Source organism: Streptomyces sp. NPDC059454, from assembly GCF_042749965.1.
In the GTDB taxonomy this organism is placed as follows: domain Bacteria; phylum Actinomycetota; class Actinomycetes; order Streptomycetales; family Streptomycetaceae; genus Streptomyces.
The window spans coordinates 53,689-75,860 of sequence record NZ_JBHYVC010000032.1 but is presented as its reverse complement, the minus strand read 5'-3'; the positions used below and the strand labels follow the sequence as shown (position 1 = coordinate 75,860).

General features: G+C 73.2%; 21 protein-coding genes. 12 read left to right on the top strand and 9 right to left on the bottom strand.

Annotation, left to right across the window (positions count from 1 at the left end; genetic code table 11):
• Positions 1–90: 90 nt before the first annotated feature.
• From ACFXAE_RS22060 to ACFXAE_RS22030, 7 genes are all read right to left on the bottom strand, one after another.
• A complete protein-coding gene (locus tag ACFXAE_RS22060) occupies positions 91–1,248 on the bottom strand; it encodes a glycerate kinase (RefSeq protein ID WP_384717428.1) in 1,158 nt (385 codons plus the stop codon).
• A 13-nt stretch (positions 1,249–1,261) separates the two neighbouring features.
• On the bottom strand, positions 1,262–2,677 hold the full coding sequence (locus tag ACFXAE_RS22055; RefSeq protein ID WP_384717425.1) for an SLC13 family permease: 1,416 nt from the start codon (positions 2,675–2,677) through the stop codon (positions 1,262–1,264).
• Positions 2,678–2,766: 89 nt separating this feature from the next.
• Complete coding sequence (locus tag ACFXAE_RS22050; protein ID WP_384717421.1) at positions 2,767–3,429, bottom strand: response regulator transcription factor; 663 nt, start codon at positions 3,427–3,429, stop codon at positions 2,767–2,769.
• Positions 3,426–4,928, bottom strand: a complete 1,503-nt coding sequence (locus ACFXAE_RS22045) for an ATP-binding protein (RefSeq protein ID WP_384717418.1) — start codon at positions 4,926–4,928, stop codon at positions 3,426–3,428. The genes ACFXAE_RS22050 and ACFXAE_RS22045 overlap by 4 nt, the downstream gene beginning before the upstream one ends.
• Positions 4,852–5,169, bottom strand: a complete 318-nt coding sequence (locus tag ACFXAE_RS22040; RefSeq protein ID WP_384717415.1) for a small secreted hydrophilic protein — start codon at positions 5,167–5,169, stop codon at positions 4,852–4,854. The genes ACFXAE_RS22045 and ACFXAE_RS22040 overlap by 77 nt, the downstream gene beginning before the upstream one ends.
• 238 nt (positions 5,170–5,407) lie before the next feature.
• Positions 5,408–5,689, bottom strand: coding sequence for an Lrp/AsnC family transcriptional regulator (locus tag ACFXAE_RS22035; RefSeq protein WP_030820493.1), 282 nt, complete (start codon positions 5,687–5,689; stop codon positions 5,408–5,410).
• Complete coding sequence (locus ACFXAE_RS22030) at positions 5,686–6,420, bottom strand: rhomboid family intramembrane serine protease (RefSeq protein WP_384717412.1); 735 nt, start codon at positions 6,418–6,420, stop codon at positions 5,686–5,688. The genes ACFXAE_RS22035 and ACFXAE_RS22030 overlap by 4 nt, the downstream gene beginning before the upstream one ends.
• 156 nt (positions 6,421–6,576) lie before the next feature.
• On the opposite strand from ACFXAE_RS22030, the gene ACFXAE_RS22025 reads away from it, so the two are divergent.
• The 5 genes from ACFXAE_RS22025 (at position 6,577) to ACFXAE_RS22005 (ending at position 12,074) form a co-directional block, all read left to right on the top strand.
• Entirely contained in the window at positions 6,577–6,816 is a 240-nt protein-coding gene (locus tag ACFXAE_RS22025) for a hypothetical protein (RefSeq protein ID WP_042165845.1), read from the top strand.
• A gap of 65 nt (positions 6,817–6,881) precedes the next feature.
• Entirely contained in the window at positions 6,882–8,225 is a 1,344-nt protein-coding gene (locus tag ACFXAE_RS22020; RefSeq protein ID WP_384717409.1) for an NYN domain-containing protein, read from the top strand.
• 394 nt (positions 8,226–8,619) lie between these two features.
• Positions 8,620–9,660 (top strand): NlpC/P60 family protein, encoded by a 1,041-nt coding sequence (locus ACFXAE_RS22015; protein ID WP_384717406.1) that lies wholly within the window; start codon positions 8,620–8,622, stop codon positions 9,658–9,660.
• Between the two features lie 176 nt (positions 9,661–9,836).
• Positions 9,837–10,850, top strand: coding sequence for an NlpC/P60 family protein (locus ACFXAE_RS22010; RefSeq protein WP_384717403.1), 1,014 nt, complete (start codon positions 9,837–9,839; stop codon positions 10,848–10,850).
• Positions 10,851–10,883: 33 nt separating this feature from the next.
• The gene (locus ACFXAE_RS22005) at positions 10,884–12,074 is read left to right on the top strand and encodes a hypothetical protein (RefSeq protein WP_384717400.1); all 1,191 of its coding nucleotides are present in this window, start codon (positions 10,884–10,886) and stop codon (positions 12,072–12,074) included.
• Between the two features lie 194 nt (positions 12,075–12,268).
• Here the strand turns inward: ACFXAE_RS22005 and ACFXAE_RS22000 are convergent, their stop codons facing one another.
• Positions 12,269–13,504 (bottom strand): glycosyltransferase 87 family protein, encoded by a 1,236-nt coding sequence (locus ACFXAE_RS22000; RefSeq protein WP_384717397.1) that lies wholly within the window; start codon positions 13,502–13,504, stop codon positions 12,269–12,271.
• A gap of 121 nt (positions 13,505–13,625) precedes the next feature.
• Between ACFXAE_RS22000 and ACFXAE_RS21995 the strand changes: the two genes are divergently transcribed.
• Entirely contained in the window at positions 13,626–14,768 is a 1,143-nt protein-coding gene (locus tag ACFXAE_RS21995; protein WP_384717394.1) for a glycosyltransferase family 4 protein, read from the top strand.
• A gap of 154 nt (positions 14,769–14,922) precedes the next feature.
• On the opposite strand, the gene ACFXAE_RS21990 is transcribed toward ACFXAE_RS21995, so the two are convergent.
• Positions 14,923–16,719, bottom strand: a complete 1,797-nt coding sequence (locus ACFXAE_RS21990; RefSeq protein ID WP_384717391.1) for an AMP-dependent synthetase/ligase — start codon at positions 16,717–16,719, stop codon at positions 14,923–14,925.
• A 296-nt stretch (positions 16,720–17,015) separates the two neighbouring features.
• Here ACFXAE_RS21990 and ACFXAE_RS21985 point away from each other — a divergent pair, with 296 nt between their 5' ends.
• The 6 genes from ACFXAE_RS21985 to ACFXAE_RS21960 all read left to right on the top strand — a co-directional run bounded on the left by ACFXAE_RS21985 (position 17,016) and on the right by ACFXAE_RS21960 (position 22,093).
• Positions 17,016–17,813 (top strand): metallophosphoesterase, encoded by a 798-nt coding sequence (locus ACFXAE_RS21985; protein WP_384717388.1) that lies wholly within the window; start codon positions 17,016–17,018, stop codon positions 17,811–17,813.
• Between the two features lie 137 nt (positions 17,814–17,950).
• Positions 17,951–18,394, top strand: coding sequence for an SRPBCC family protein (locus ACFXAE_RS21980; RefSeq protein ID WP_384717386.1), 444 nt, complete (start codon positions 17,951–17,953; stop codon positions 18,392–18,394).
• A gap of 156 nt (positions 18,395–18,550) precedes the next feature.
• The gene (locus tag ACFXAE_RS21975; protein WP_384717383.1) at positions 18,551–19,705 is read left to right on the top strand and encodes an ArsA family ATPase; all 1,155 of its coding nucleotides are present in this window, start codon (positions 18,551–18,553) and stop codon (positions 19,703–19,705) included.
• Positions 19,706–19,762: 57 nt separating this feature from the next.
• Entirely contained in the window at positions 19,763–20,281 is a 519-nt protein-coding gene (locus ACFXAE_RS21970) for a DUF5304 domain-containing protein (RefSeq protein ID WP_384717380.1), read from the top strand.
• Between the two features lie 126 nt (positions 20,282–20,407).
• On the top strand, positions 20,408–21,361 hold the full coding sequence (locus tag ACFXAE_RS21965; protein ID WP_361743814.1) for an ROK family glucokinase: 954 nt from the start codon (positions 20,408–20,410) through the stop codon (positions 21,359–21,361).
• A gap of 138 nt (positions 21,362–21,499) precedes the next feature.
• The gene (locus ACFXAE_RS21960) at positions 21,500–22,093 is read left to right on the top strand and encodes a sugar O-acetyltransferase (RefSeq protein ID WP_384717440.1); all 594 of its coding nucleotides are present in this window, start codon (positions 21,500–21,502) and stop codon (positions 22,091–22,093) included.
• Positions 22,094–22,172: the final 79 nt, after the last annotated feature.

Here is a 22,172-nt window from a genome sequence, read left to right as displayed (position 1 = left end):
GGCTAGTTCCAGCCCCTCCGGCGTTTGAGGAGCGGGGTCTGGGGCGGAGCCCCAGGTCCGGGACGGGAAGGGGCGGCGGGGGCGAAGAAACTAGGTGGCCGCCGGCAGCCGCGCGCCCAGCACGATCATGCGCAGCGCGCGTTCCGTCGCGTCGGTGAGCAGCTCCGCGCCGCGGACCAGCGCCTCCGCCAGGGCCATCGGCGCGGGCAGGATGCCATGACAGGCGTCCACCCCCGGCACCTCCCCCGCCCCCTCCCCGAGCGTCCCCGCCAGCGCCAGCACCGGCCGCCCCGACAGCTTGGCGCGCCGCGCCACCTCCGCCGGGACCTTCCCGCGCGGCGTCTGGTGGTCCAGCGCCCCCTCCGCGGTGACGACCAGATCGGCGCGGGCCAGCCGGGCGTCCAGGTCGAGGTGGTCCAGCAGGACGGGGAAGCGGGGCAGGAGGGACCCGCCCAGGGCGGCGAGCCCGGCGCCGAGCCCGCCGGAGGCGCCCGTACCGCGGCCGAGGCGCAGATCGGTGCCGGTGACGGCGAGATCGCGGGTCAGGATCCGCGCCCAGTTCTCCAGCGCCGCCGACAACTCCTCGACCCGCTCCGGACTCGCCCCCTTCTGCGGGCCGAACACCCGGGCCACACCCCGCTCCCCGCACAGCACGTTGTACGGATTGCAGGCGACGAGGAGTTCCACGTCCGCGAGGCGGGGATCGAGGCCGGCCGGGTCGATGCGGTCCAGGCGTGTCAACTCGCGTCCACCAGCAGGCAGTTCGAGACCATCCGCGTCCAGCAGCCGGGCGCCGAGCGCCTGGAGGGCGCCCGCGCCGCCGTCGGAGGTGCCCGAGTCGCCGCAGCCGACCAGAATCCGCCGCACGCCCTGGTCGAGGGCGGCGCGGATCAGTTCCCCGACGCCGTACGTGGTGGTGGCGCCCGGGTCGCGCCGGGTGCGCGGGACGAGGGAGAGGCCGGCGACCGCCGCCATCTCCACCACCGCCGTGTCCCGGGAGCCGAGCAGCGCGAAGTGGGTGCCGACCGGTTCGCCGACCGGGCCGGTGGCGGCCAGTGCGACCAGCCGGCCGCCGGTCGCCGAGGCCAGCGCCGAGGCCGTGCCCTCACCGCCGTCCACCAGCGGGATCCGGTCGATCTCGGCGTCCGGCAGCACCCGGCGGACGCCCGCCGCGATGGCGTCGGCGGCGGCCTGGGCGGACAGCGACTCCTTGAAGCCGCTGGGGGCTACGACGACACGGTTCAGCATGAGGGGAACTCCTTTAACGGGTCACGGGGACGCCGAGCAGCGGCCACACCGCGACGGCGAACAGCAGGACCAGGGCGGCGGTGAGCGGGGCCAGCACGGCGGACAGCCGCAGCAGGTCGCGCGGGGTGTAGGTGGGGGTGCCGGGGATCTCCGCGAAGAGCGTGACCGGTTTCGCGGAGGCGGGGAGCGTGTGGCAGAAGCCCGCGGCGGCGGTGGAGGCGAGCGCCGCCGCGACCGGGTTCACCCCGGCGCCCACGGCCGCCGCGACCACCAGCGGGACCAGCACGGAGGAACGGGCGGAGCGGGACTGGAGTATCAGATGGGCCGCCGTGCTGACCGCGATGACGACCGCCAGGAACATCACCGGCGTGATCCCCGCCGGCAACCCGCCGACCAGCCACTTCGCCGCGCCCGACTCCACGAGCGCCACGCCCGTCGCCATCGTCGCCGCCATGAACAGCAGCAGCGACCAGGGCACCGTCTTCAGCGCGTCCTTCAGCCGTACGGTGCCCAGCGCCGGTGAGGCGGCGACGACCGCGCCGATCAGCGCGACCATCGCGGGGGACACCCGGTGCAGCGGTTCGCTGCACCACAGGGTGACGACCGTGGCCAGCAGCAGGGCGCAGCGCTTCTCGGCCTGGGTCCAGGGGCCGGTGACCGGGCGGTCGCTGTGCCGCTGGATCTCCTCGGCGGTGATGCGCACGCGGCCCTCGCGGTCCGCGCGCCGGGTGGTGGTCAACAGGACCGCCTCGGCGGCGAGATGGGAGGAGACCACGGCCAGCGGCAGCCCGAGCAGCAGCCACTCGGTGAAGCCGATCCGTTCCCCGGCGGCCTCCCACAGCACCGACACGGTGATCAGATGCGCGCCCGCGCCGATCAGGGTCGCCACCGCGGACAGCAGGATCACGGTGGGGAACAGCAGTGCCAGCATCACGACCAGTCGTTTCCGGTCGGCGAGTGCCTTGGCGAAGGCGAGGAACACCGGCAGGGCGAGCGCCGCCCGGCCGGACGTGGCCGGCACCGCGAACGCCGTGACGACCAGCGCGGCCGTCGTCAGGTGCGTCAACTGCCGTACCGTACGCGCCCCGCTGACCAGGAAGGCCGCCGCCCGCCCCGCGAGCCCGGTCCGGCTCACCGCGGCCGCCAGCACGAACGCGCAGATCAGCAGCCACACCGTCGAGTCGCCCAGGGTGCCGAACAGGGTGTCGCTGCTGATCACCCCGGTCACCGTCAGCGCGAGTCCGGCGCCCAGCGCGATGTACGTGTCGTCGATCGGCGTACCGACCCACGCGCAGGTCGCCAGCGCGAACACGGCGAGGGTGAGGCGCGCGTCCCCGCCGAGGCCGGGGAAGGTGCCGGGGACCGCGAGCGGCGCGCACAGCGACAGTGCCACGCACAGGGTCGCGGCCAAGCGGGGGTTCAATGTCACGTCATCGACGATTCACCCGGGCGGTGAGCCGCCGATGAGCCGAAGATGAAGGGAACTTCACCCGGCGGGTCCACTCCGCCGCGGGGCCCTCACGCGGGGAGCCGGTAGCCCATCCCGCGGACCGTCTCCACCTTCTCCGCGCCGAGCTTCTTGCGCAGTGCCCGCACGTACACGTCCACGATGTTGGAGCCCGGGTCGAAGTCGTAGCCCCACACGTGGGAGAGGATCTGCTCGCGGGAGAGTACCTGGCCGGGGTGTCTCAGGAACAGTTCCAGCAACACGAATTCACGGGCCGTCAGATCGACGGTGCGCTCCCCGGCGCGGGCGCGGCGGGTGCGCAGGTCGAGGCTCAGCGAGCCCGCCCTCAGCACCGTCACCTCCGGCGCCCGGGCCGCCGTGCGCAGCCGCAGCCGGACCCGGGCGAGCAGTTCCTCGAAGCGGAACGGCTTGGTCATCCAGTCGTCGGCGCCGCCCTCCAGACCGGCCACCGTGTCCCGCACCGAGTCCCGCGCGGTCAGCACGATCACCGGGGTCGTCACCCGGGACTCGCGCAGCTCGCGCAGCACGGTGAAGCCGTCCCGGCCGGGCAGCCCGATGTCCAGGACGACGAGGTCGAACCCGCCGGTCAGGGCGTACTCGTAGCCGGCCTCGCCGTCGGGGACGACGGTGGTGGTGAAGCCGTTGGCGCGCAGGCCCTTCTGCACGAAGGAGGCGATGCGCTCCTCGTCCTCGACGATCAGGATCCGGTTCACTTCGGTGCCTCTTCCAGGGTGAGTACGAAGGTGGCGCCGCCGCCCTCGGTGTCGTCCAGGCGGACCCGGCCGCCGTGGCCCTCGGCGATCGCCTTGACGATCGACAGGCCGAGCCCGGCGCCCGAACCGCGCGCCCCGCGCCGGGAGGTGCCGCGCCGGAAGCGTTCGAAGACCAGCTCCCGGTCCTGCGGCCGGACCCCGGGCCCGGAGTCGGCGACGTACAGCTCGATCCGGGGGCCCTGCGCGCGGGAGCCGATGCGGATGGTCTGGCCGGTGGTGGTGTGCTGCACCGCGTTCTGCGCGAGCTGCACCATCGCCTGGGTGATCCGCTGGGGGTCCAGCTCCGTCTCCCGGTCGGCGGTGTCCGTGAGCTGCCAGTCGCGTTCACCGAGGGTGCGGGCCTTGACGTAGACGTCGGCGGTGAGTTCGGCGAGCTGGACCGGCTCCGGGCGGACGAAGTCGGGGCGCTCGGCCTTGGCGAGCAGCAGCAGGTCCTCCACGATGCGGCTCATCCGGTCGAGTTCGTCGGTGACGAGGCGGACGGTCTCCTCGCGTTCGGCCGGATCGTCGCCCATCAGCTCCAGGTGGCCGCGCACGATGGTGATCGGGGTGCGCAGTTCGTGGCCGGCGTCGTCGACGAACTGGCGCTGGGCGGCGAAGGCCCGCTCCAGCCGGTCGAGCATCGCGTTGAACGTCTCGGCGAGCGCCGCGATGTCGTCGTGGCCGCGCACCGCGATACGGCGGGTGAGGTCCTGCTCGGTGAGCTGCGCGGCGGCGGTGCGCACCAGCCGTACGGGCTGCAGGATCCGTCCGGCGACCGCCCAGCCGATGCCGGTGGTCAGCAGCAGGGCGACCCCGGAGATGGCGAGCAGCACCCGGAACACCTCGTCCACCCGCGCCACTTCGCGCTCCGGGTGGAAGGCGACGACGAACGCCGCCTCCGGGTCGCCGCCGCCGTGCCGGGCCACGGCCACCTTGGCCCAGCGGATCTCGCCCTCGGGTCGGTGCAGCACACCGGAGGCGTCGGGTGACTCGAAGATGCGGCGCCGGGCGTCGCCGTCCCGGTACAGGGGCAGGGCGACGGGCAGCTCGCGCGGCTGGGTGAGCTTCGCCGGGCCGCCGCTGCCGCGGGCCACCAGGCCGATCAGTTCCTCGTCCGGGTCGGCGTACTGCCGTTCCAGGAAGACCCGCAGCAGCCGGTCCGGGTCGGTGAAGGGCCGGCCCGTCTCCGGATCGAAGCCGCGCTCCTCGAAGTTGGCGAACTCACCGGCCTCCTGGGCGAGCAGTCCGCCGATCCGGTGGTCGACGTCCCGCAGCAGGAAGGAGCGGGTGGTCATGGCGACCGAGGCGAGCGCGACCGCCATGACGAACAGCAGCCACAGCAGGATGCGGACCCGGGCGGAGATCCGCCGGCGAACCCGGTCAGCCGTCGTCGCCCGGTCCGTCGTCCCCGCCGGGGGCGTCGTCCGGGGAGTCCTGGCCTCGGTCGTCGTCGTCATCGTCGTCATCCGCGGGGCTGTCGGTCACGGGGGGCCGGGAGACGACCTCGTCGCTCGGCGTCGGCTCGGGCCGCGCGGACGGGGCCGTGGACGTGGGAGTGGGCGAGCCGCTGTCCAGTTCGACCCGGGGCGGCACCTCGGGTGGTTCGGGGCTGTCGGCGAGGGCGTAACTGGTCGCGGCGACGCCCAGGGGGATCAGGACGACGGCGGCGAGGGCCGCCATCCGGCGAGTGAAGACCATGCCCCGATCCTGCGCACCGCACCGGAGGTCCCGGATGAGCGCCGGATGAAGAACTCTTCATCCGGCCGCTGAGAACCAGCCCCTCCGGCGATATCAGCCCCTCCGGCGGTTGAGGAGCGGGGGTCCGGGGGCAGCACCCCTGGGGACGGGAACGGGAAGGGGCGGCGGGGGCGAAAACGGCCGAGGCCCCCGGCCCGGCACCGGCCGAAGACCGGACGCCCCCGCCCCCGGCGGACCGCTAGCTGTCCAGCCCGATGGCGAACGCCGCCTCCAGGTCGTGCTGCGAGTACGTACGGAACGCCACATGCGTGTCGGTCCCCTCCACCCCCGGGATCTTGCTGATCCGCCCGGGGATGACCTCCGCCAGGTCCTCGTGCTCGCGGACCCGCACCATGGCGATCAGGTCGTAGGTGCCGGTGACGGAGAAGACCTCGCTGACGCTGTCCAGCGCGGCGATCCGTTCCGCGATCTCGGGGATCCGGTCCACGCTGGTCTTGATGAGGACGATCGCGGTGATCACGGTGGGTTCTCTCCCTCGGGGGCCGGAGCAGGGGTGGCCTTCACTGTAGTCGCCCCGCCGAAACGCACCCACGCGTAGCCGAAGCCCAGCCCGAACCCGATCAGGTGCGCCAGATACGCCACCCCCGGCCCCTCACCCGCCCGCCCCGCCGCCGCCCACTGCAGCGCCGCCCAGAACGGCAGCACCACCCACGCCGGCAGGCGTACCGGCAGGAAGAACAGGAACGGCAGGAGACTGGTCACCCGTGCCCGGGGGAACAGGAAGAGGAACGCGCCGAGCACCGCCGAGATCGCCCCGGAGGCACCGACCAGGGACCGCTCGGAGCCCGCGTCGGTGGCGGCGTACCCCAGCAGCGCGAGGTAGCCGCAGCCGGCGTAGCACAGGGTGAACCGCACCCGGCCCATCCGTGCCTCGGTCATCGCTCCGAAGACCTGGAGGAACAGCATGTTGCCGAGCAGATGCACCCAGCTGCCGTGCACGAACAGTGCCGTGGCCGGGGTGAGGACGGCCTCGGGGGACCCTTCGAACAGGTCTGCGGGAATGACGCCCCAACGCCGGAAATAGACCCTTTGCGCGGCGAGCAGCTCCTCCCCGGAGCCGTGGGCCGGATTCAGGCCCGACGCCGGCCCGATCAGGAAGACCAGGCAGCACAGCACAATGAGGGTGTGGGTCACCGGCGCGGAGGCGCCCCGGATCGCCCCCGCGGCCGACGCGCTCCAGTCGCGGATCATGAATACAGAGCATGACGTAACCGGACGCAACAGCACAGACCGCCTCGCCGCCGTGGACGGGCGGGCGGCGGGGACCCGCCAGGCCGTAGGGTTACGAGCCACACGCACCGGCGAGCCGGTGTGTCACGGACACTGGAAGGAAGGCGAACAGCCACGATGACGGTTCCTCTGCCGACCGCCTCGACACGGTGGCGCTGCACCCTCTGCGGCAACCTCACCCGCTTCGACGTGACCCGCTCGTCGAAGGTCGTCGAGTACGTGCACCTCGATCTGGCCGGAGAGCCCAAGGTGGAGGAGCGCGAGGTGCTCGGTGAGACCATCGAGTCGGTGCGGTGCCGCTGGTGCAACGCCGTGGACCAGGTGGAACTCGTGGACAGGCCGGGTGCCGGCTCCTGAGCGGGAGCGGGCCCCGCTGACGTGACCCCGCGCGGGGTCGCAGAACAGGCATGGGGGTGTGACGGATGGTGGAGACCACGGGCGGGGGGCCGCAGGACGGCGCCGCCGAGGTGCTCGACCGTCCGCTGCCCGACGGAGTGCGCCGCCGGGTCGTCCAGATCGTCGCCGACGCCTTCGGCGGGCTCACGGTCGCCGAGCTGCCCGCCCAGCTGCGGCAGTACGCGCGCTTCGCCCCGAACCGCCGCGCCAAGTTCGCCGGCAACGCCATGGCGGCGGCGCTGGAGACCGATCCGCTGTTCCGGCAGCGCGTCGGGGAGAAACTCAGAGAAGCCCAGCCGGAACTGACCGGCGCCCTCGACTCCGGCTCCCCGCCCCCGGCCGCGGACCCGCTCGACGTGGCGGCCGCGGCCTACGTGCTCCGCCCGCCCGGCTGGGTCAAGCTGGTGACCGCCGCCGGCGAGGAGGCCCAGCGCGCCGACGCCGAGCGCGCCGACGAGGAGGCCCGGGCCGAGCTGGACCGGCTGCGCGCCGAACTCGCCCGGGCCCGTGAGCACACCAGGTCCGAGACCGAGCGGCTGCGCACCGAGCTGGAGTCGGCGAAGAGGGAAGCCGAGTCGCTGCACCGCAAGCTGCGCTCCGCCCTCAGCGACGTCAAGCGCGGCGAGGCCGCCGTGCGCAAGCTGCGGGGCGAGATGGAGACCGCGCGCGCCGAGGGCCACGCCCAGGTGTCGGCCGCCGAGAGCGAGAGCCGGCGCCTCAGGGCCCGGCTGGGGGAGACCGAGGCCGCCCTTGAGGCCGCCCGCCGGGCCGCCCGGGAGGGCCGCAGCGTGGAGGACATGCGGGTCCGGCTGCTCCTTGACACCGTGCTGGACGCCGCCCAGGGGCTCCGCCGGGAGCTGGCGCTGCCCCCGGTGTCCGTCCGGCCCGCCGAGACCGTGGACGCCGTCGAGCCCGGCCGCATGACCCCGAAGGACATCGCCGCCCGCGCGCTGTCCGAGCACGACCCGGCCGTCCTCGACCAGCTGCTGGCGCTGCCGCAGGCGCATCTGGTCGTCGACGGCTACAACGTCACCAAGACCGGCTATCCCCAGATGCCCCTGGAGAAGCAGCGCCTGCGCCTGCTGGGCCAGCTCGCCCAGCTCGCCGCCCAGACCGGCGCCGAGGTGACCTGCGTCTTCGACGGCGCCGAACTGGCCGCACCGGTGCTGCTCGCGCCGCCGCGCGGCGTGCGGGTGCTGTTCTCCAAGCCGGGCGTCACCGCGGACGAGCTGATCCGCCAGCTGGTGCGCGCCGAACCGCCGGGGCGGCCCGTCATCGTCGCCTCCACCGACCGCGAGGTCGCCGACGGAGTGGCCCGCGCGGGCGCCCGTCCGGTCGCCTCGGCGATGCTCCTGAAGCGGCTCTCCTGACACCTCCGGAGCGGCTCGCCCGGCACTTCCGAAGCGGCTCGCCCGGCACCTCCGGAGCAACTTCCTCAGCACCTCTGAAGCGGCTCGCGCGGCACCTCTGGAGCGGTTCCCCTAGCACCTCTGGAGCAGCTCGCGCGGCACCTTGCCCAAAAGGCTTACCTCACACCTCATTCACATCCGTCCCCCGTGCAACGTACGGGATCTATGCCCGAATTGACGGAACCGTCACGCAACGTAGCGTCAAGGAGGCGTCACTGCAGGTGAGTTCCGACCAAATAAACCCGCTGTAACGGAGATTTCGTGTCCAGGGATTTGAACTGATCACAAGAGAATCACTAGGGTCTCCCTTCGAACCCTCGCTCGCGCGATCACTCTCGAGAAGGAGCTCGTCTCCGTGGCGTCCCACCGTCGTCCCAAGCAGCCGAGCCGCGCACGCGTCACCGTGCTCACCACCGCTGCCGCAGCTGCCGTCGTCATGAGCTCGCAGGCCGCCAACGCCGCCCCGAGCGAGAAGCCGAGCAAGGACGAGGTCAAGGCCAAGGTCGACAAGCTCTACGAGCAGGCGGAGCAGGCCACCGAGAAGTACAACGGGGCCAAGGAGAAGCAGGAGAAGCTCCAGAAGGAGATCTCCACCATCCAGGACAACGTCGCCAAGGGGCAGCAGGAGCTCAACGAGCTGCGCGACGGCCTCGGTTCGATGGCCAGCGCCCAGTACCGCAGCGGCGGCATCGACCCCTCGGTCCAGCTCTTCCTCTCCGCCGACCCGGACGACTACCTCGACAAGGCGTCCACCCTCGACCAGTTGAGCACCCAGCAGGTCGACGCGCTGAAGGAGATCCAGGAGAAGCAGCGCGAGCTCGCCCAGCAGCGCTCCGAGGCGTCCGAGAAGCTCAAGGACCTCTCCGCCACCCGCGCCGAACTGGGCAAGAAGAAGAAGGAAGTCCAGGGCAAGCTCTCCTCCGCGCAGAAGCTGCTCAACACCCTCACCGCCGCGGAGAAGCAGCAGCTCGCCGACGAGCAGAACCGCGCCACCCGCACCAGCGAGCGCGACGCCCTCTCGGCCAACGTCCCGGCCGGCTCCGGCCGCGCCGCCGCCGCCTTCGCCGCCGCCCAGAGCAAGCTCGGCAGCCCCTACGTCTACGGCGCCACCGGCCCGTCCTCCTACGACTGCTCCGGCCTGACCTCCTGGGCGTACGCGCAGGCCGGCGTCGGCATCCCGCGCACCTCCGAGGCGCAGACCGGGGCGGGCACCAAGATCTACTCGGTGAGCCAGCTCAAGGTCGGCGACCTCGTCTTCTTCTTCAACGACCTGCACCACGTGGGTCTCTACGCGGGCAACGGCCAGATCATCCACGCCCCGCGCACCGGAACCGTCGTGCGCTACGAGTCGATGAACACCATCGGCGGCCCGTTCATGTTCGGCGTCCGCGTCTAGCTGCCGCCGTTCGGGGGATTCGCCCTCGCCCCTTTCGGCCCCACGCCCCGCCTCAGACGCAGGTCACAGGCGGGGCGTCACCGTGTGTGGCCCCTGGGCCGTTGGTCCGTCCGCCGTCGCGAGGGCTACTGTCTGCCGCGTTTCCCTGTCCGTCAGCGGAAGGAGCGCGGCTTCCCGTGGGGTCCCATCGCCGTATCGCACCGTCGTCCGGATCCGACCGGGGCGCCGCCGTCGCCCTCGGTCTGCTGTCCGCGGCGGCCACCGCCCTCGCCGCCGTACCGGCCGCGGCCACGCCGTACGACGTCACCCGGGCCGAGGTGGACCGCCTGTACCGGGAGGCCGAGAAGGCGACCGAGGCGTACAACGAGGCCGACGAGCGCGCCGACGGACTGCGCCGGCGGATCGCCGACGCCCAGGACGGGATCGCCCGGCAGCAGGCACGCGTCAACACCATGCGGGAGTCGCTGGGTTCGCTCGCCGGCGCCCAGTACCGCTCCCACGGCCTCGACCCCGCCCTCGCCCTGCTGCTCTCCGACGATCCGGAGGACTACCTCGAGAGGGCCTCCGTACTGGACCGGATCACCGTCCGCCAGGCCGGTGAGCTGAGGAGACTGAAGGGCGCCCTGCGCTCCCTCGCCCAGGACCGCGCGGAGGCGGCCGGAAAGCTCGGCGCGCTGGAGAAAAGCCGCAAGGCCGTCGCCGCGCACAAGCGGACCGTCGAGCGCAAGCTCACCGAGGCCCGCCGGCTGCTCGACTCCCTCCCGGCCGGCGAACGCGCCGCCTGGGACCGTGCCACCCGCTCCGCACGCACGGACCTGCCCGGCCCCGGTGAGGCGCCCGCCTCGGGCCGCGCGGCAGCCGCCGTCGCGGCGGCCCGCTCCGCCCTCGGCAAGCCCTACGTCTGGGGCGCCGGCGGCCCGTCCGCCTTCGACTGCTCCGGACTGACCCAGTGGTCGTACGCGCAGGCCGGGGTCGCGCTGCCGCGCACCTCGCAGGCCCAGCGGTACGCCGGCCGGCAGATCCCGCTGTCCGAGGCGCGCCCCGGTGACCTGGTCGTCTACCGCTCCGACGCCTCCCACGTCGGGATGTACATGGGCAACGGCCAGGTGATCCACGCCCCCCACCCCGGCGCCCCGGTGCGCTACGACCCGGTCGGCATGATGCCGGTCTCGTCGGTCACCAGGGTCTGACCGCACCGGCCCGGCGCCCGTACCCTCGGGAAGGTGGCTGGTCGAGGGCGGGTGTCGGGTGCGTCGGTGACGGCGCTGTGTCTGCTGCTCGTCTCCCTGGTGGGATGCGGCGGGGGGCCGGCCGTCGACGCCGTACGCACGGAGGTGCAGTCCCTCCTCGACCGCCGCGCGGAGGCCGTCCTCGGCCACGACGCCGCCGCGTACGCCCGTACCGGCACCCGTGCCGGGTTCGACAACCTGCGTGCGGTGCCGCTCGCCGACTGGTCCTACCGCGTGACCGCCCTCGACCGCACCGGTGACACCGCCACCGCCTCCGTCAGCCTGAGCTACCGCGTCGAGGGCCACGACCGGTCCCCGGTCGTCACCGCCCGCTCCCTGAGCCTGAGCCGGGACCGCGACGGACGCTGGTCCGTCGACTCCGACCGGCCCGCGACCAGGTCCGGCCAGCAGTTGTGGGACCAGGGTCCCGTACGCGCCGTCCGGGGCGGGCGGAGCCTCGTCCTCGGCGTCGGGCAGCCCGACGGGAAGCTGCGCGACTACGCCGGACTGGCCGACCGCGCGGTGCCCGCGGTGTCCGACGCGTGGGGCCCGCGGTGGAGCCGGCAGGTGGTCGTCCTGGTTCCGGAGACCCTGGAGGGCATGGCGGGCCTGCTGGGCTCGCCCGCCTCCTCCTACCGGGGGATCGCGGCGGTCACCACCGGTGCCACCGGCACGGACGGACGGGCGCCGGCGGACCGGGTCATCGTCAACCCGGACGCCTTCGGACTGCTCGGCGACTCGGGCCGGCAGGTCGTCCTCACCCATGAGACCACCCACGTCGCCACCCGCGCCCACACCTCCGCCGCGACCCCGCTGTGGCTGTCCGAGGGGTTCGCCGACTGGGTCGGCTACCGCGGCGGCGGCCGCGCCCCCGCGGAGGTCGCACCGGAGCTCGCCTACGCGGTGGGCCGGGGCGAGGTGCCCACGGGGCTGCCGGACGACGAGGACTTCGGCTTCTCCGGCGACGCGGACCGCCTCGCCCGCGCCTACGAGAGCGGCTGGCTGGCCTGCCGCCTCATCGCCGACCACTGGGGCGAGGAACGCCTCGGCGAGTTCTACCGCGCCGTGGGCGCACACGAACACCGCGACGGCGCGGTGGAGGACGCGATGCGGCGAGTCCTCGGCACCACCCGCGAGGACTTCACGGCGCGGTGGCGGGAGTACGTGAGGGACGCACTGGGCTGAGCCGTCCCGGAACCGCGGGCCCAGTGCCTTGAAGGCCGGGGAGGTGCCCCCAGGGCGGCACGGGTGGGTGCGACGGCATCCCGCAGGCGCCGGGCCGCGCGACCCACCCCCGGCCCGCACCCACGCGGGGCATCCGCAGGCGCCGGGCCACGCAGACGCCCCCGGCTCACGGCACACGGCCGCACCGCCCGGACTCAGGACGAGACCGGCGCCTCGGCGGCACGGGCCGGACCGGGCACCCCGGGGACCGCACGCCGCCGGGGAACCGTCGCACACCACAACACACGCGCCGCCAGAAGCGTCGCCGCCACCAGCAGGCCGTTGCGGAGGACCAGCAGGCTGATCCCGAGCGCGTCACTGGCCACCACATGCCCGAACCACACAGGAAACTCCAGCACCGTCACCAGCGACGCCCCCAGCACCAGACCGACCGGCACCCCCATCCGGCTCCCACGGAAGCAGAGACAGACCGCCCCGAGCCCGACCAGCCACACCATGTACTGCGGACTGATCACCCGACTCGTCGTCGTGAACAGAAGCACCGCCACGAACGCCGCGTCGGCCACGGTCCGCGCCTCGAAACGGACGGCCAGCATCCGCCACAGCACCAGCCACGCCAGCGCGGCCCCGGTCAGGAACAGCGCCCCCGTGCTCACCCAGCTCACGTACGGGCCCAGGAACTCCACCGAGCCGTAGTTGAGCAGCACCTCGCCCTCCCACCCGTGATGCCGGGCCACATGGAAGACGAGCGCCCCCAGCGACTCCACCTCCGTCCCCCGGTCCCGCTGGAAGGTCAGGAACGCGAACGCGCCCGGCATCAGTACGGCGAACAGGGCGGCCACACCGGCCCCGGTCACCACCGCCGACACCCACGCACCGCGCCGCCGCACCGCGAGCAGCAGCAGCACCGGCCACACCTTCACCAGCGCCCCGAAACCGGCGAGCGCCCCCGCCAGCCGGGGGTACCGGCCGGCCGCCAGCAGCGCGGCCACGGCGACCGCGGTCACCATCACGTCGTAGCGCGCGTACACCGTCGGCCCCAGCAGCGGCACGCCCACCACCCACACCCAGGCACCCCGCGGCGACCGGCCGGAACGGCGGCCGGCGCACAGCAGCAGGGCCAGCGTGACCAGGTCGGCGAGACACGCCAGGACGAAGAAGGCGGTGGTGTACTCCAGGAACGGCAGCAGGCCGGGGGAGAGGATCGCCAGGGCCGCGGCGGGCGGGTACTGCCAGGTCACGTCGTCCAGCGGGAACGTTCCGGTGCGCAGGACGTCGTACCAGCCCCGGTAGATGACCGACACGTCGCTGGTGACGTCCGGCCCGGGGAAGACGATCACCTTCAGGACGCACAGCAGCAGGGCGGCCCGTGTCAGTGTCCACAGGAGCAGCAGCCAGGCGAGGGACCCCCGTGCGGCCGTCGTCTTCATCTGCTCCCTGCCCGTCCGGTGTGCGGTCGTGAGGGGCCATGATGTCCCGGGCACCTGTGTACGTGCCACAGAACACCGCCGTGGCGGACGGCACACACCCCGTTCGGTAGGGTCTGCGGCGATGCACAAGACCTTGATCGTGACCAACGACTTCCCGCCCCGCCCCGGCGGCATCCAGGCGTTCCTGCACAACATGGCGCTGCGGCTCGACCCGGAGCGCCTCGTCGTCTACGCCTCCACCTGGAAGCGCTCCCGGGAGGGCGCCGAGGCGACCGCCGCCTTCGACGCCGAGCAGCCCTTCACCGTCGTACGCGACCGTACGACCATGCTGCTGCCGACCCCGGCCGCCACCCGGCGGGCCGTCGGGCTGCTGCGCGAGCACGGGTGCACCTCGGTGTGGTTCGGGGCGGCGGCACCGCTCGGTCTGATGGCACCGGCGCTGCGCCGGGCGGGCGCCGAACGGATCGTGGCCACCACCCACGGCCACGAGGCCGGCTGGGCCCAGCTGCCCGCCGCGCGGCAGCTCCTGCGCCGCATCGGGGACTCCACGGACACGATCACCTACCTCGGCGAGTACACCCGCTCCCGGATCGCCTCGGCGCTCACCCCCGAAGCGGCCTCCCGGATGGTGCAGCTGCCGCCCGGGGTCGACGAGAAGACCTTCCACCCCGGCTCGGGCGGCGACGAGGTGCGGGCGCGCCTCGGGCTGACCGACCGGCCGGTGGTCGTGTGCGTCTCCCGGCTGGTGCCGCGCAAGGGGCAGGACACGCTGATCCGGGCGATGCCCGCGATCCTGGCCGCCGAGCCGGACGCCGTCCTGCTGATCGTCGGCGGCGGCCCGTACGAGAAGGAGCTGCGCCGGCTCGCGGCCGACACCGGCGTGGCCGCCTCCGTCCGCTTCACCGGCTCCGTCCCCTGGTCCGAGCTGCCCGCCCACTACGGCGCCGGGGACGTCTTCGCGATGCCGTGCCGCACCCGGCGCGGGGGCCTGGACGTCGAGGGCCTCGGCATCGTCTACCTGGAGGCCTCCGCGACCGGCCTCCCCGTCGTCGCCGGCGACTCCGGCGGCGCCCCCGACGCGGTCCTCGACGGTGAGACCGGCTGGGTCGTGCCGGGCGATTCGGCCGGCCAGACGGCCGACCGCATCACCACCCTCCTCGCCGACCCGGAACTCCGCCGCAGGATGGGCGAGCGAGGCAGGGAATGGGTTGAGCGGAAATGGCGCTGGGACCTACTCGCCGAGCACCTGAAAAGGTTGCTCTGACGAGGCTGTGCTGAAGAACGCCGTCAGGGGCAGCACCTCGGGGGCGCGGAGCCGTGACATCGTGCGGCTCCGCCGCGTGGGCGCGACCAGCCACACACGACCCGCACCCACCGACGGCGCTCACGCGGCACCTCGAACCGCGCCCCGCACGCCCCTACTTGGCGTAGATCGCCTCGATCTCATGGGCGTAGTCCTTGGCGACGACATTCCGCTTCAGCTTCAGCGAAGGCGTCAAGTGCCCCGACTCCTCGGTGAACTGCGCCGGCAGAACCCGGAACTTCCGCACGGACTCCGCCTTCGACACCGCCGAGTTGCCGTCGTCGACGGCGGTCTGGATCGCCGCGAGCAGATCGGGATCCTCGCTCAGCGACCCCGCGGTCGACCCCGCCGGCTTGCCGTGCTCGGCACACCACCGGCCCAGGAACTCCTCGTCGATGGTGACCAGCGCACCCACGAACGGCCGCCCGTCGCCCACGACCATGCACTCCGCGACCAGCGCGTGCGCCCGGATCCGGTCCTCGATGACCGCCGGGGCGACGTTCTTGCCGCCCGCCGTCACCAGTATTTCCTTCTTGCGGCCGGTGATCCGCAGATAACCGTCCTCGTCCAGCGTGCCGATGTCCCCCGTGTGGAACCAGCCGTCGGCCAGTGCCTCGGCGGTCGCGCCCGGGTTGTTCCAGTACTCCTTGAACAGGTGCTCGCCGTGCAGCAGCACCTCGCCGTCGTCCGCTATCCGGATCACCGAGCCGGGCAGCGGCTGGCCGACCGTGCCGATCTTCTGCCGGTCCCACGGGTTGAACGCGGTGGCCGCGCACGACTCGGTCAGCCCGTAGCCCTCCAGCACGCTGAAGCCGATGCCGCGGAAGAAATGACCCAGGCGCTCGCCCAGCGGGGCGCCGCCCGAGATGGCGTACTCGCCGCGCCCGCCCAGTACCGCGCGCAGCTTGCCGTAGACCAGCCTGTCGAACACCTTGTGCTTGAGCTTCAGGCCGAACGACGGCCCGGACGGCGTGTCCAGCGCCCGGCTGTAGGCGATCGCCGTGTCCGCCGCCTTGTCGAAGATCTTCCCCTTGCCGTCGGCCTGCGCCTTGGCCCGCGCCGAGTTGTAGACCTTCTCGAACACCCGCGGCACACCGAGGATCAGCGTCGGGCGGAACGCGGCCAGCTCGTCGGTGAGGTTCTTGATGTCGGGCACGCAGCCCAGCTTGATCGGCGCCATCATGGGCGCGATCTGCACCAGCCGGCCGAAGACGTGCGCGAGCGGCAGGAACAGCAGCACGGAGCACTCGCCGGTGCGGAACAGCGGACGCAGTCGCTCCACGATGTTGCCGCACTCGGCGAAGAAGCTGCGGTGGGTCAGCACACAGCCCTTGGGGCGGCCGGTGGTGCCGGAGGTGTAGACGATGGTCGCCGGGTCGTCCGCCTTCGCGGTCGCGCCGCGCTCCTCGACCGTCTCGTCGGTGACGTCCTGGCCGAGCCGGCTCAGCTCCTTGATCCCGCCGGCCTCGATCTGCCACAGGTTCTTCAGCGCGGGCAGCCGGTCGCGCACCGACTCCACCGTCGCCGCGTGGGCGTCGAGCTCCACGAAGCAGGCGGTGGCGCCGGAGTCGCCGAGGATCCACGCGACCTGCTCCGGCGAGCTGGTCTCGTACACCGGCACGGTCACCGCGCCGGCGCTCCAGATCGCGAAGTCCAGCAGCGTCCACTCGTAACGGGTGCGGGACATCAGGGCGACCCGGTCGCCGGGCCGCACACCAGCGGCGATCATGCCCTTGGCGGCCGCCCGCACCTCCGCCAGGAAGGCGGTCGCCGTCACGTCCTGCCAGGTCCCGCCCACCTTGCGGGCGATGACGGCGACATCGGGGTGCTGCGCGGCGTTTCTGCGGACGATGTCGGTCAGGTTTCCGTCGGCGGGGACCTCGTACAAAGCCGGAAGGCTGAACTCGCGCAAGACTGCTGCTCCTCTTAGGGCTCCGGCGCCACGACGTTGTGCGATGCGACGGTGCGGTCCAAGGCTCGGACGGGTGCTCGCGGATTCACATGTTGAAATCCCGAGCACGACTGGACTGCCCGGACGTTACCCGCCGGTATGGCGTCTACGACAGGGGGACCCGGCGAGATGTTCGCTGCGTCACACAGGTTGGTGTTTCATTGCGCACAGTAGTCCACCCCGTCACCGACGAGCCAGTAACCGCAGGTAGGCCCGCCATTGTTCACGCACGCCGCGCACCCTTACCCTTGATCGCCATGGCATCCCCACCCGGCCGGAATCCGCGCACGCGCGTCCATGTGGTCAGCGACGTGCACGGCAACGCCCGTGACCTCGCCCGGGCCGGCGAGGGCGCCGACGCCCTGATCTGCCTGGGCGACCTGGTGCTCTTCCTCGACTACGCCGACCACTCCCGCGGCATCTTCCCCGACCTGTTCGGCACCGAGAACGCCGACCGCATCGTGGAGCTGCGCACCGCCCGCCGCTTCGAGGAGGCGCGCGAGTTCCAGCGCCGGCTGTGGGCGGGCATCGGCACGGACAAGGCCGCGGCGATCGAGAAGGCGGTGCGCAGGCAGTACGCCGAGCTGTTCGCCGCCTTCCCCACCCCGACGTACGCGACGTACGGCAACGTCGACATGCCGCCCCTGTGGCAGGAGTACGCGGGCCCCGGAACGACCGTGCTGGACGGACAGCGGGTGGAGATCGGCGGCCGGACCTTCGGCTTCGTCGGCGGCGGCCTGCGCACCCCCATGCGCACGCCGTACGAGATCGACGACGAGGAGTACGCGGCGAAGATCGAGGCCGTCGGCGAGGTCGACGTGCTGTGCACCCACATCCCGCCGGAGCTGCCGGAGCTGGTCTACGACACCGTCGCGCGCCGCTTCGAACGCGGCAGCCGTGCCCTGCTGGACGCCATCCGCCGCACCCGGCCCCGCTACTCCCTGTTCGGACACGTCCACCAGCCGCTGGTGCGGCGGATGCGGATCGGCGCCACCGAATGCGTGAACGTGGGGCACTTCGCGAGCAGCGGGAAGCCCTGGGCGCTCGAATGGTGAGGCCGGAAGGGCGCGGATGTCCCAGGTCGGGTGAGTTCCGCGGGTCCGGTGCGCGGTAGCCTTCCGCTGCACGCGCGTGCGCTGTGTGCCTGGCGCACGGCGACGACTACCGGCCCGCATCTGGAGGAGCCACGGCGATGGCGGAACACACCAGCTCGAGCATCACGATCGAGGCGGCGGCGGCCGACGTCATGGAGGTGATCGCCGACTTCGCCCGCTATCCGGACTGGACCGGTGAGGTGAAAGAGGCGGAGGTCCTCGGGACGGACGGCCAGGGCCGCGCCGAGCAGGTGCGTCTCGTCATGGACGCCGGCGCGATCAAGGACGACCAGACCCTCGCCTACACCTGGACCGGCGCGCACGAGGTCTCCTGGACCCTGGTGAAGTCCCAGATGCTCCGCTCCCTCGACGGCTCCTACATCCTCACCCCGGCCGGCCCCGGCACCACCGAGGTCACCTACCGCCTCACCGTCGACGTCAAGATCCCCATGCTCGGCATGATCAAGCGCAAGGCCGAGAAGGTCATCATCGACCGCGCCCTGGCGGGCCTGAAGAAGCGCGTGGAGGCGGGCCCGAAGTAGCCGCCCCGCAGCTGCGGGCAGCAGTGCCGCCGAGTCGGCGCCCCCGCAGCTGCGGGCAGTCGTGCCGCAGGGGCGGCACGGGTGGGCGCAGCGGCACCCCGCAGACGCCGGGCTGCGCAGCACACCCCCGCCCGGCGTCCGTTACGGTTCAGCCCCATGCGCACCCTCCTGATCACGGGCCCCGGCGGCGGCGGCCGCACCACGACCGCCGCCGCCACCGCGCTCGCCGCAACCCGTGAGGGTGCCCGCACCCTGCTCCTCGGGACCGACCGCACGGACACCCTCGGACCGGCACTGGGCGCCGAGGCCACCCCACGCCTCACGGTGAAGCGCGTCGACCCCGACGCGGACTTCCGCACCGACCTCGCCGCCCTCCAGGACCGAGCCGCCTCCGCACTCGACCTCCTCGGCGCCTCCCGGCTCGACCCCGAGGAGATCGCCCCGCTCCCCGGCGCCGAGGAACTCGCCGTACTGCGCGCCCTGCGCGACGCCGCGCTGTCGGAGGACTCGTACGACCTCGTCGTCGTGGATCTCCCGCCCACCCCACGTGCTCTCTCCCTCCTCGCCCTCCCCGAGGAGCTCCGCCGCTACCTGCGCCGCCTGCTCCCGCCCGAGCGGCAGGCCGCCCGCGCCCTGCGCCCCATGCTCGGCCGCCTCGCCGGCGTCCCGATGCCCGCGGAGTGGCTGTACGGGACGGCGGCCCGCCTCGACCTCGAGCTGGCCGCCGTCGAGGCCGTGCTCGCCGACCGCGACACCGTCGTACGCCTGGTCGCCGAGCCGGGGCCCGCCGGCGCCGACGCGGTACGTACCGCGGCCCTCGGACTCGCCCTGCGCGGACTGCGCACGGACGCGCTGATCGCGACCCGCGTCCTGCCGGAGAGCGACGCGGACAGCTGGCTCGCCGGCCCCGTCGCCCAGCAGCGCAAGACCCTGGAGGAGTGGCGCGAGTCGTACGACGTCCACCCGGTCGCCCACCTGGGGCGCGACCCGCGCGGCCCCGACGACCTGGCCGCACTGGCCGTACCCGGTGCCGGGACCGAACCGGGCGGCGCCCCCCGGTGGCCGGTGGAGGACCGGCTGGCCGACGACGGCGTCCTCGTCTGGCACATCGCCCTGCCGGGGGCCCGCCGCGACGAACTCGACCTGATCCGGCGCGGCGACGAGATCGTCGTCACCGCCGGACCGTTCCGCCGCATCGTCCCGCTGCCCTCCGCGCTGCGCCGCTGCACCGTCGCCGGCGCCGCCCTGCGCGAGAACGAGCTGCGCATCCGGTTCCGGCCGGATCCGGGGCTGTGGCCGCGCACCCGGTGAAGCGACGACGGCCCTTCGGGTACCGTCGAAGGTGCCATCCGTAGTCAGGAGTCCGTCATGAGCGAACAGCTCCCTCCGTCCGACGACGCCGGAGACGAGATCGCCGGCAAGCCGGTGGACGACGTACGGGCGGCCGAGACCCACACCGACGCCTGGGCGACCGCCGCCGCCGAGGACCTCGAGGCGGAGAAGGCCCGCCGCCGGGCCCAGTACGGGCCGCCCCCCGGTTCCGCCGCCGAGGAGCTGAAGAAGCTCGTCGACGCGGTCGCCGACAAGCTCTCCGGTCTGCAGTCCCCGCTGTTCGGCGCGGTCGCCGGACCGGCCGCGCAGCAGGTGGTGCGGCAGGTCGTCCAGCAGGCCAAGGCCGCCGTCGAACCCGTCATCGAACGCAACCCCGACGTCTTCGACCACCTCGCGGCCGCCGGCAGCGAACTCCTCGCCGCCTACCGCTCCGCCGTACAGGACCAGGAACGCCGCTGGACGGCCCGCGAGTCCGACCCCCGCGACCTCGACGAGCGCCGCGACCGGGGCGACGACCCCGGCACCGGCCCCGGCGAGCGCATCGACCTGGACTGACGGCGCGGCCCCCGCGAGGTTCCCATGATCCCCGCCGGGCCGCCCACCGTGCGGACGCCGGGCCCCTCACGGCAGCGCCTCGGGTACCGTTGGCGGTAGCGGGGCTCGACCGGAACTGAGGGATTCATGGGACTCACCATCGGCGTCGACATCGGCGGCACGAAGATCGCGGCCGGCGTGGTCGACGAGGAAGGCAACATCCTCTCGACCCACAAGGTGCCGACCCCGGGCACGCCCGAGGGCATCGTGGACGCCATCGCCTCCGCGGTGGAGGGAGCACGCGCGGGGCACGACATCGTCGGCGTGGGCATCGGTGCGGCCGGATACGTCAACCGCCAGCGCTCGACGGTGTACTTCGCGCCCAACATCGACTGGCGCAACGAGCCGCTCAAGGAGAAGGTCGAGGCCCGCACGGGTCTCCCGGTCGTCGTGGAGAACGACGCCAACGCCGCCGCCTGGGGCGAGTACAAGTTCGGCGCGGGCGCCGGCCACCGCAACGTCATCTGCATCACGCTCGGCACCGGCCTCGGCGGCGGCGTGATCATCGGCAACAAGCTGCGCCGCGGCCACTTCGGCGTGGCCGCCGAGTTCGGCCACATCCGCATGGTGCCGGACGGCCTGCTGTGCGGCTGCGGCTCGCAGGGCTGCTGGGAGCAGTACGCCTCCGGCCGCGCCCTCGTCCGCTACGCCAAGCAGCGCGCCAACGCCACCCCCGAGAACGCCGAGACCCTGCTCTCCCTCGGCGACGGCACCCCCGAGGGCATCGAGGGCAAGCACGTCTCCATGGCCGCCCGCCAGGGCGACCGGGTGGCCGTCGACTCCTACCGGGAGCTGGCCCGCTGGGTCGGCGCCGGCCTCGCCGACCTGGCCTCCCTCTTCGACCCCTCCGCCTTCATCGTCGGCGGCGGCCTCTCCGACGAGGGCGAACTCGTCCTCGGCCCGATCCGCAAGTCCTACAAGCGCTGGCTGGTCGGCGGCAACTGGCGCCCGGTCGCCGACGTCCTCGGCGCCCAGCTCGGCAACAAGGCGGGCCTGGTCGGCGCGGCGGACCTGGCCCGGGAGCCCGACCCGGTCATGTGACACCCCTCCCCAACCCGCACGGCCGCGGGGCGCCCGCCCCCCCCCCCGGCGGGGGGGGGCGCCGGGGCCGCTTCCACAACACCCCATGGAGAACCGGTGGCACACGACGACGACGCCGAGCGCGAGGTACGCCGCCGCATGGCGGCCCACGAGCTGTACACCGACTCGGCGCCCGGCCTCGAACGCCTGGAGGAGGAGCGGCTGCGCGGCAAGGAGCTCGCCGCCGCGTACAACGCCACCGGGCCGCGCGACGAGGAGGCCCGCCGCGCCCTGCTGGGCGAACTGCTCGGCTCGGTGGGCCGGGGCGTGTGGATCGAGCCCCCGCTGTACGTCGCCTACGGCCGGCACGTGCACCTCGGCGACGACGTGTACGTCAACTTCGGCCTCACCCTGGTCGACGACGTCGAGGTCTTCGTCGGCGACCGCGTGATGTTCGCGCCCCATGTGACCGTCAGTACCACCGGCCATCCCGTCCACCCCGAACTGCGCCGGGACGGCAGCCAGTTCTCGGCGCCGGTGCGCATCGAGGACGACGTGTGGATCGGGGCCGGCGCGGTGATCCTGCCCGGGGTGACCGTCGGGCGGGGCTCGGTCGTCGGCGCGGGCAGTGTGGTGACCGCCGACGTGCCGCCGATGACGGTCGTCGCCGGCACCCCGGCCCGTGTGCTGCGGCCGATCACCGACGCGGACCGGGAATGGGCGTACCGGCCGCCCCGTACCGCGCGGGCCTGAGCACGTTCCGCCACCACCGTCCGGGTGCACGGCCAAGAGTTAACGGTTTGTCGGACGCGCGTGGTGTGGGGGGACAGGT

Coding starts and splice junctions, on each gene's coding strand:
- ACFXAE_RS22060 (WP_384717428.1), bottom strand. CDS start 1,248: ATGCTGAACCGTGTCGTCGTAGCCCCCAGCGGCTTCAAGGAGTCGCTG.
- ACFXAE_RS22045 (WP_384717418.1), bottom strand. CDS start 4,928: ATGACGACGACGACCGAGGCCAGGACTCCCCGGACGACGCCCCCGGCG.
- ACFXAE_RS22040 (WP_384717415.1), bottom strand. CDS start 5,169: ATGGTCTTCACTCGCCGGATGGCGGCCCTCGCCGCCGTCGTCCTGATC.
- ACFXAE_RS22030 (WP_384717412.1), bottom strand. CDS start 6,420: ATGATCCGCGACTGGAGCGCGTCGGCCGCGGGGGCGATCCGGGGCGCC.
- ACFXAE_RS22025 (WP_042165845.1), top strand. CDS start 6,577: ATGACGGTTCCTCTGCCGACCGCCTCGACACGGTGGCGCTGCACCCTC.
- ACFXAE_RS22020 (WP_384717409.1), top strand. CDS start 6,882: ATGGTGGAGACCACGGGCGGGGGGCCGCAGGACGGCGCCGCCGAGGTG.
- ACFXAE_RS22000 (WP_384717397.1), bottom strand. CDS start 13,504: ATGAAGACGACGGCCGCACGGGGGTCCCTCGCCTGGCTGCTGCTCCTG.
- ACFXAE_RS21995 (WP_384717394.1), top strand. CDS start 13,626: ATGCACAAGACCTTGATCGTGACCAACGACTTCCCGCCCCGCCCCGGC.
- ACFXAE_RS21985 (WP_384717388.1), top strand. CDS start 17,016: ATGGCATCCCCACCCGGCCGGAATCCGCGCACGCGCGTCCATGTGGTC.
- ACFXAE_RS21980 (WP_384717386.1), top strand. CDS start 17,951: ATGGCGGAACACACCAGCTCGAGCATCACGATCGAGGCGGCGGCGGCC.
- ACFXAE_RS21975 (WP_384717383.1), top strand. CDS start 18,551: ATGCGCACCCTCCTGATCACGGGCCCCGGCGGCGGCGGCCGCACCACG.
- ACFXAE_RS21970 (WP_384717380.1), top strand. CDS start 19,763: ATGAGCGAACAGCTCCCTCCGTCCGACGACGCCGGAGACGAGATCGCC.
- ACFXAE_RS21965 (WP_361743814.1), top strand. CDS start 20,408: ATGGGACTCACCATCGGCGTCGACATCGGCGGCACGAAGATCGCGGCC.
- ACFXAE_RS21960 (WP_384717440.1), top strand. CDS start 21,500: ATGGCGGCCCACGAGCTGTACACCGACTCGGCGCCCGGCCTCGAACGC.